The sequence below is a fragment of the Actinomycetes bacterium genome, from assembly GCA_035506535.1.
Taxonomy (GTDB): domain Bacteria; phylum Actinomycetota; class Actinomycetes; order DATJPE01; family DATJPE01; genus DATJPE01.
On sequence record DATJPE010000020.1, the window covers coordinates 1 to 7,618 of the forward strand.

Here is a 7,618-nt window from a genome sequence, read left to right on the forward strand (position 1 = left end):
AGCGCAACCCCGCTGTTCCTCACGATCACCACGAGGGCCGTGGCGGTGGCCCTCTTCACCGGGAGCCGAATGGCTGAGACCAACGCGGGGACCACCACGAAGCCGGCGCCTACGCCGAACAGCCCGGTGAGCAGCCCCACGGAGGAGGCCAGGGCCACCACTGTCGGCCTCGGCGCCTCGTCGAGCGCATCGGATCGGAACCGGTCCGGCGCCACCGCGCCACCTGCCATGGCGGGTGGGTCCGGACGTCGGGAGGTACCGCTGCGACGGGCCGCCGATGCCGCGCGCAGCATGAGGACCGCCCCGACCACCAGCAGGCCGGCGATCAGCCCGATCGCGGCGCCGACGAACAGCAGCGTGATCGGGTCAGCCATTGCTCGGCGTGTCGGTCAGCGGCACTGGCAGCGCTTCTCGGGCGGCACCCCGCGCAGGACCTGGTCGGCGTGCATGCCGCATCCGGAGTAGGTGACCTTGCCGCACGTGCGGCACAGGGCTGGGCTGCACATCCTGACTGCGCCTCGCGTGTCTCTACGCCTATACCCCATAGGGTATACGATCGTGCTCGCCTTGGCATCCTCAGGAGGAGATTTCATGTGTCGTCAGGTCACGTGCCGTCGTTGCGGCAAGGCGTCCTGGGCGGGCTGCGGGCAGCACGTCAACCAGGTGCTGGCGGGGGTGCCCAAGTCCCAGCGCTGCCAGTGCCCACCGCCGCCCTCGCTGTTCGAGCGGCTCTTCGGCGGGCGGCGCTCCACCGTCTGAGCCTGCCCGCGTGACCTCAGGGGGTGGCGAGGACCGCGGTCGTGGCCCCTGCCCGTTTGGCTCGGTACTGCGCGGCGTCGGCGGCCCGGAACAGCTGCCCGGGTCGGTCGACCGTCATCGTCTCGGTGCTCGCCACCCCGCAGGACACACCCGAGCTCCCGGTGAGGTCGAGGACGGCCGCGCAGGCCTCGTCCGCGACCCTCAGCACTGTGTCCAAGCCGTGGCCGGGGACGAGCACGCTGAACTCATCGCCTCCGACACGCGCGACCAGGCTGCCGTCCAGGTCTGCGAAGTACCGGCTCAGCGTGGCCGCCACCGAGATCAGCAAGCGGTCACCCTCGGCGTGGCCGAGGGCGTCGTTGACCGCCTTCAGCCCGTTGACGTCCAGAGCGACCACGTTCACGCGACGGCGTCGCCCCGACGGCATCGTCGCGAACGCGCGCTCGGCGGCGTCGTCGAGGGCACGCCGGTTGGCCAGTCCGGTCAACGGGTCGAGGAAGGCCAGGCGCTCCAGGGCCTCGACATGCAGCGCCCGGGAGATCGCGCCAGCGAGGATGGCCGCGAGTGCCTCCAGGTACGCGGCGTCCGCCGAGTCGAACGGCTCGTCGTCGATCCGGCGAGTCGCGAACAGCTCACCCCACAAGGTGGCGTCGACGACGACGGGTGAGGCCATCGACGATCCCTTTCCCAGGGATCGCAGCAGCTCCTGCTCCGACGGGTCACCGTCGGGGTCGTCGAGGGCGGTCGTCCAGGTGCGAAGGTCCCCGACGACGCTGCGCAGGTTCGCGAAGTCGCGCATCTGGTACACCTCGTCGACCGGCCAGCGCTCCTCGCCCGGTCCGAGCTCACCCGCGTTGATCAGAGTTCGAAGCGTGCCCGCATCGGCCTCGACCCGGCTGACGGACACACTCGCGGCGCCGAGGGCGCCGAGCGCCTCCTCGGCCGCGGTCTCGATCATGATCATGAGACGGTGCGAGCTGCCCAGGGCGCGTGCCATGGACGCCAGGCTGTGGATCCTGGCGTCCAACGCGGGGGCTCTGGGCGGGGCGCTCACCCTCTCGAGCATCGACGTGCCCTCGGGCGCCCTTGACGACGTCCGCCTGTGAACTGCCCAAGAATCAGGCTCTGGTGGCACATCGACGGGTCGGCGGGACCAGTCCGGAGCCGATCACGCCGGGGGCGCGGGTGGGGCTTGCCTAGATGGCGTGGCCGACGAGGCGGCCGACGGTGTAGGTGAGGGCCATCGCGAGGGCGCCTCCCACCACCAGGCGTCCCACCGACCGGCCGCGGGGGGCGCCACTGAGGCGGGCGCTGAGTGCCCCGGTCAGGGCGAGCGCGATCAGGACCGTGACGAAGGTGACGGGCACGCGTACCCGGGCCGGCGCCAGCACGATCGCCAGCAGCGGGAGGACGGCCCCCAGGGTGAACGCCAGGAAGGACGCGATGGCCGCGCTCCACGGACTGGCCACGTCGTCCGGACTGATGCCCAGTTCGATCTCGGCGTGGGCCCGAAGCGCATCACGTTGGCTCAGCTCGGCCGCGACCTTGGCAGCGAGCTCGGCAGACAGTCCGCGCTCGACGTACATGGCGGCGAGCTCGGCCTGCTCGCCGTGAGGATTGCTCGCGAGCTCGCGTCGTTCCTGCCTCAGGGCGGCCTGCTCGGTGTCGCGCTGGCTGGCGACGGAGACGTACTCGCCCGCCGCCATGGACATGGCGCCGGCTGCCAGGCCAGCCAGTCCGGCGGTGAGGATCGCGGTCCGGTTCGCTGTTGCCCCCGCGACGCCGATGACCAGGCCCGCTGTCGACACGATGCCGTCGTCCGCGCCGAGCACGGCGGCGCGCAGCCGGTTGAGCCAGTCCGCGCCGGTCCCGGAGTGCTCCTCGACGTGACCGGCGTCGCGCTGGGCGTGCTCGCGCAGCTTGTTGCTCACGTTCGTCTCCTCGCGTTCACGGACCATTGTCCTGCCCGGACGGACGGGGCGTCCAACCGGCCGGTAGCGTCAACCCATGGCCGACGAACCGAGGTTCGCGATCGAGGTGCCGGACGAGGCTCGTGCCGGCTCCTACGCCGACTTCGTGAGCATCTGGCACACCGGGGACACCTTCATCCTCGACTTCGCGGCGCTCGTGGCTCCCGCCGAGCAGGTCGAGGACGACGGTACGACGTACCTGCAGAGCACAGCGCGCGTCGTCAGCCGGGTCCGGATCCCGCCCAGCCAGGTGTTCGAGATCATGCGCGCCCTCGAGCTGCAGCTGAGCCAGTGGGAGAGCGAGCACGGCCGGCGCCCCGGCGGCCAGCCGGGCTGACGCAGGCCGGCTCAGCCCACCTCCTTGACCGAGATCGCGACCGCGGCCGTGATCGCCACCAGGACGACGAACCACCGGAACGCCGCCGGCGGCAGCCGCCGGGCCACTCTCACCCCCGTGGTGCCTCCGGCGAGCGCCCCTAGGGCGAGGAGCGCGGCGACCCCCCAGTCGACGTCGGCGCGCAGGGCGAAGAGGATCCCGGCCACCACGTTGACGACGAGGGCGACGAGGTTCTTGACCGCGTTCGCGCGTTGCACGTCCGACTCGAGGAAGACGCCGAGAAGGGCGAGGAGGATCACACCCTGGGCCGCCCCGAAGTAGCCGCCGTAGACCCCGGTCAGCCCGACCAGCACGAGCAGGAGCGGCCCTCCGTGCGGAGACGCCGAAGGGTGCTCGGCCAGCCGGCGCGAGACCGTCGGCTGCAAGGCGGTGAGGATCCCCGCCAGAACCAGCAGGAAGGGCACGACCGCCTCGAAGGTGGAGGACGGGAAGGCGAGCAGGAGCAGCCCCCCGGTGAGGCCGCCCAGCCCCCCCGCGACGCAGAGCCGGACCAGGGTGTGGCGTCGGCCCGCGAGCTCCCGCCGGTAGCCATGGACCGCCGACAGCGAGCCGGGGAGCAGGCCGATCGTGTTGGACACGTTGGCGGTGAGGGCCGGGACCCCGGCTGCCAGCAGCGCCGGGAAGCTCACGAGGCTGCCCGCGCCGACGACCGCGTTCATGGTGCCGGCGGCGAAGCCTCCGCCGACGGCGGCGATCACCAGGCCGACGTTCACCGCGAGACTGCCTGGTTCCGGGCGGGCGGCCGAGTGGTCAGGACGAGCGCGAGCGTCGGAACAACGACCCTACGGAGAACAGCGGGTCGTACTTGCGGTCCGCCACCCGTTCCTTCATCGGGATGAGCGCGTTGTCGGTGATGTGGATGTGCTCGGGGCAGACCTCGGTGCAGCATTTCGTGATGTTGCAGAAGCCGAGGCCGTGCTCCTCCTGGGCGGCCTTGACCCGGTCGGCGGTGTCGAGCGGGTGCATGTCCAGCTCGGCAATACGCATGAGGAACCGCGGCCCGCTGAAGGACGGCTTGTTCTCCTCGTGGTCGCGGATGGCGTGGCAGGTGTTCTGGCAGAGGAAGCACTCGATGCACTTCCGGAACTCCTGGCTGCGCTCGACGTCGACCTGCTGCATCCGGTACTCGCCGGGGGCGAGGTCGGGCGGGGGCGCGAACGCCGGCACCGCGCGAGCCTTCTCGTAGTTGTAGGAGACGTCGGTGACGAGGTCGCGGATCACGGGGAAGGTGCGCATGGGGGTGACCGTGATGGTCTCCTCGGGGGTGAACGTGCTCATCCTCGTCATGCACATCAGGCGCGGACGGCCGTTCACCTCGGCGCTGCACGACCCGCACTTGCCGGCCTTGCAGTTCCATCGGACCGCCAGGTCAGGGGCGGCGGTCGCCTGCAGGCGGTGGATCACGTCGAGCACGACCTCGCCCTCGTTGACCTCGACCTGGAAGTCCTGGAGGTCCCCGGCGGTCGCGTCGCCCCGCCAGACGCGGAAGTGTCCGGTGTAGCTCATGCCTTGTCTCCTCCAGCAGCCGAGGGCAGCTCCTCCGGCGTCATGTACTTCCCGAGCTCGGACTCGTCGAACAGGGCGATCAGGTCCCCCCGCATCGGCGGCAGCGGCTGACGCGTGACGTGCACCTCGTCGGCGTCGAGGGAGCAGACGAGGTTCACCTGGCGCCACACCGGATCCATCGTCGGGTAGTCGTCGCGCGTGTGCCCGCCTCGGGACTCCTGGCGCTGGAGCGCCGCCCGGGCGACGCACTCGGACACGAGCAGCATGTTCGCCAGGTCGAGGGCCAGGTGCCAGCCCGGGTTGAACTGCCGGTGACCCTCGACGGAGACCCGCCGGGCCCGCTCCTTCAGTCCTTCGAGCCGGGACAGAGCCTCGCGGATCTCCGACTCCGTGCGGATGATGCCGACCAGGTCGTTCATCGTCTGCTGCAGCTCCTGGTGCAGCCCGTAGGGGTTCTCCCCGCCGTCGGTCTGGAACGGGGCCAGCGCCTCCGCGGCCGATGCGTCGACGGCAGCCGAGGACACCGCAGGGCGTACGTCGCCAAGCGATGCGATGTAGTCCGCGGCGCCGTCGCCCGCCCGGCGGCCGAAGACCAGCAGGTCGGAGAGCGAGTTGCCGCCCAGCCGGTTGGACCCGTGCATCCCGCCGGCCACCTCACCGGCGGCGAACAGCCCCGGCACCTTGGCGGCGGTGGAGTCGGGGTCCACCTCGACCCCGCCCATCACGTAGTGGCAGGTCGGGCCGACCTCCATCGGCTCCGCCGTGATGTCGACGTCGGCGAGCTCCTTGAACTGGTGCCACATCGAGGGCAGCTTCTTGCGGATCACCTCGGCCGGCAGCCGCTTGGAGACGTCCAGGAAGACACCGCCGTGCGGCGACCCTCGACCAGCCTTGACCTCGGAGTTGATCGCTCGGGCGACCTCGTCCCGCGGGAGGAGCTCCGGTGGACGGCGGTTGTTGTCCGCGTCGGTGTACCAGCGGTCGGCCTCCTCCTCGGTCTCCGCGTACTGCTTGCGGAAGACGTCGGGGACGTAGTCGAACATGAACCGACGTCCCTCGGAGTTGGTCAGCACTCCGCCGTCGCCGCGGACCGACTCGGTGACGAGGATCCCCTTGACGCTCGGTGGCCAGACCATGCCGGTCGGGTGGAACTGGATGAACTCCATGTTCAGCAAGGTCCCGCCGGCACGCAGGGCGAGGGCGTGCCCGTCGCCGGTGTACTCCCAGGAGTTGCTCGTGACCTTGAACGACTTGCCGATGCCGCCGGTGGCGAGGATGACCGCGGGAGCCTCGAACACCACGAACCGGCCGGTCTCCCGCCAGTAGCCGAAGGCCCCGGCGATCGCCTCGCCGTCCTTGATCAGCTGGGTGACCGTGCACTCGGCGAAGACCTTGAGCCTGGCCTCGTAGTCACCGCTCTCCCGCAGGTCCTCCTGCTGCAGCGAGACGATCTTCTGCTGGAGGGTACGGATCAGCTCGAGCCCGGTCCGGTCGCCGACGTGGGCGAGGCGGGGGTACTCGTGACCTCCGAAGTTCCGCTGCGAGATCTTGCCGTCCGGGGTGCGGTCGAACAGGGCGCCGTACGTCTCCAGCTCCCAGACGCGTTCCGGCGCCTCCTTGGCGTGCAGCTCGGCCATCCGCCAGGAGTTCAGGAACTTGCCGCCCCGCATCGTGTCGCGGAAGTGGACCTGCCAGTTGTCGTGGGAGTTGACGTTGCCCATCGACGCGGCGATGCCACCCTCCGCCATCACCGTGTGAGCCTTGCCGAACAGCGACTTGCAGACGATCGCCGTGCGCAGGCCGCGGCTGCGTGCGGCGATCGCGGCCCGCAGTCCTGCCCCCCCGGCACCGATCACGACCACGTCGTAGGCGTGGCGCTCGACCTCGGTCATGCCTCTTGTCCAGCTCCCTCTTCGCTGTTCGGTCGGCGCGCGCCCGCGGCCGGCTCAGAAGAACTTCGGGTCGGAGATGGTCCCCGACGCGAGCAGGTACACGTAGAAGTCGGTGAGGGCCACCCCGAACAGCGACACCCAGGCGAAGACCGGGTGCCGGCCGTTCAGTCGGGAGACCAGCGTCCAGCCCTTGTAGCGGAGCGGGTGGCGCGAGAAGTGGTTGAGGCGGCCGCCGATCGCGTGGCGGCAGGAGTGGCACGACAGGCTGTACAGCCACAGCAGCGTCGCGTTCGCGATGAGGACGAGGGTTCCGAGCCCCATGTGCCCCCACTGACCCTCGGGGTTGCGGAAGGCGAGGATCGCGTCCCACGTGAGGATCACGTTGAAGACCAGACCCAGGTAGAAGAACCAGCGGTGCGCGTTGTTGAGGATCAGCGGGAAGCGTCGCTCCCCGGTGTACCGGCGGTGCGGCTCGGCCACCGCGCAGGCCGGCGGCGAGAGCCAGAAGGACCGGAAGTAGGCCTTGCGGTAGTAGTAGCAGGTGAGCCGGAAGCCCAGGGGCACGACGAGGATCAGCAAGGCGGGGGACAGGGTCCACCAGTCACCGACGGGGTGGACGTTGCCGGTCCCCGGCACGCAGTTGGTGGCCAGGCACGGCGAGTAGAAGGGGGAGATATAAGGCTCGGCGAAGTAGTTCGCGTTCGCGAACGCCCGCCACGTGGAGTAGATCACGAAGGCGACGAGGACGGCCGCGGTGATCGCGGGCTGGACCCACCAGCGATCCCGGCGCAGCGTGCGAGTGCTGATCCTCGCCCGGCCCGGAGCGTCCACCCCCGCCGTGGTCGTCATGCCTGCGTCCTCCCTGCCGAGTCGTCGACGCACCTGCCCGTGCAGGCTACTCACCCGCTGGTCCTGCCGGGACACCGCCCGGACGCCGTCCTGTTGCGACGTGCCCTCGGCCTACGATGGTCCCCGGAACCAGCGCTCGTGGGCCGACGTGTCACGGATCACACCGTCCCGGCCAGTGCTTCGCGTCACGTCGCCGACAGAACAGAGGTCCAGTCCCCGTGCCCACAAGCCCGCACCAGGCGGCC

9 protein-coding genes are annotated in these 7,618 nt (G+C 70.5%); 2 read left to right on the forward strand and 7 right to left on the reverse strand.

What is annotated here, in order from left to right:
• The coding region (locus VMI11_03010) for a TSUP family transporter (protein ID HTY71374.1) at positions 1–374 on the reverse strand (374 nt) is incomplete at its 3' end.
• Positions 375–591: 217 nt separating this feature from the next.
• On the opposite strand from VMI11_03010, the gene VMI11_03015 reads away from it, so the two are divergent.
• Entirely contained in the window at positions 592–759 is a 168-nt protein-coding gene (locus VMI11_03015) for a hypothetical protein (protein ID HTY71375.1), read from the forward strand.
• A gap of 16 nt (positions 760–775) precedes the next feature.
• Here VMI11_03015 and VMI11_03020 read toward each other — a convergent pair whose 3' ends face one another.
• Together VMI11_03020 and VMI11_03025 are read right to left on the reverse strand one after the other, a co-directional pair.
• Entirely contained in the window at positions 776–1,756 is a 981-nt protein-coding gene (locus tag VMI11_03020; protein HTY71376.1) for a GGDEF domain-containing protein, read from the reverse strand.
• A 199-nt stretch (positions 1,757–1,955) separates the two neighbouring features.
• On the reverse strand, positions 1,956–2,603 hold the full coding sequence (locus VMI11_03025) for a VIT family protein (protein HTY71377.1): 648 nt from the start codon (positions 2,601–2,603) through the stop codon (positions 1,956–1,958).
• Between the two features lie 163 nt (positions 2,604–2,766).
• On the opposite strand from VMI11_03025, the gene VMI11_03030 reads away from it, so the two are divergent.
• Entirely contained in the window at positions 2,767–3,066 is a 300-nt protein-coding gene (locus tag VMI11_03030; protein HTY71378.1) for a DUF3467 domain-containing protein, read from the forward strand.
• A gap of 11 nt (positions 3,067–3,077) precedes the next feature.
• On the opposite strand, the gene VMI11_03035 is transcribed toward VMI11_03030, so the two are convergent.
• From VMI11_03035 to VMI11_03050, 4 genes are read right to left on the reverse strand one after another with little or no spacing between them, the layout of a single operon-like run.
• A complete protein-coding gene (locus tag VMI11_03035) occupies positions 3,078–3,839 on the reverse strand; it encodes a sulfite exporter TauE/SafE family protein (protein ID HTY71379.1) in 762 nt (253 codons plus the stop codon).
• Positions 3,840–3,876: 37 nt separating this feature from the next.
• Positions 3,877–4,632: a succinate dehydrogenase/fumarate reductase iron-sulfur subunit gene (locus VMI11_03040; protein ID HTY71380.1), complete on the reverse strand. Its 756-nt coding sequence runs from the start codon at positions 4,630–4,632 to the stop codon at positions 3,877–3,879.
• A complete protein-coding gene (locus tag VMI11_03045) occupies positions 4,629–6,524 on the reverse strand; it encodes a fumarate reductase/succinate dehydrogenase flavoprotein subunit (GenBank protein ID HTY71381.1) in 1,896 nt (631 codons plus the stop codon). The genes VMI11_03040 and VMI11_03045 overlap by 4 nt, the downstream gene beginning before the upstream one ends.
• 54 nt (positions 6,525–6,578) lie before the next feature.
• A complete protein-coding gene (locus VMI11_03050) occupies positions 6,579–7,373 on the reverse strand; it encodes a hypothetical protein (protein HTY71382.1) in 795 nt (264 codons plus the stop codon).
• Positions 7,374–7,618: the final 245 nt, after the last annotated feature.